The organism is Pseudoponticoccus marisrubri, assembly GCF_001482405.1.
GTDB lineage: Bacteria > Pseudomonadota > Alphaproteobacteria > Rhodobacterales > Rhodobacteraceae > Pseudoponticoccus > Pseudoponticoccus marisrubri.
The window spans coordinates 1-464 of the sequence record NZ_LPXO01000052.1 but is presented as its reverse complement, the minus strand read 5'-3'; the positions used below and the strand labels follow the sequence as shown (position 1 = coordinate 464).

At 66.4% G+C, this 464-nt stretch carries 1 pseudogene; it reads left to right on the top strand.

What is annotated here, in order from left to right:
• Window positions 1-445 (top strand): annotated as a pseudogene (locus AVJ23_RS21940) (ISNCY family transposase); the annotation flags it as partial.
• Between the last annotated feature and the right edge of the window lie 19 nt (window positions 446-464).

The window sequence follows — 464 nt, the reverse complement described above, 5'->3', positions numbered from 1 at the left end:
GGTCCCGCGCCGCCCGGATGACCTGCATCGCGCGCTGAATGTCGAGCCGCACCGCTTGCGCGACATCCTGTGCTGGCGAGACGAGCGCTATGTCAGCGACCAGCTGGCGTTCTCCTACGACCGGCTGCGGATCATCCTGCAGGAAAACGAGATCACCCGCGGCCTGCCGGGCAAGTACATCGACACCTTCGAGTATTCCGACGGCCGGCTCGAGTTCCCCTGGCAAGGCGTGGCGCTGCCCCACACCGCCTTTGACAAGGATCAGCGCGTCATTCACGCGGCGACCACCGAGAACAAGCACCTCAGCGCGGTGCTCGCCCACATCAAGGCCGAGCAGGACAAGGCGCCTCCGAAAAAGCGCCGTGCCGACAAACAGCGGACGCAATACACGCCGACCGGCCGCCGCAACACCGGTTGGAACATCGCCGCGCCGACGGGCCGCTGAACCTGCTCGTGGACAGCAC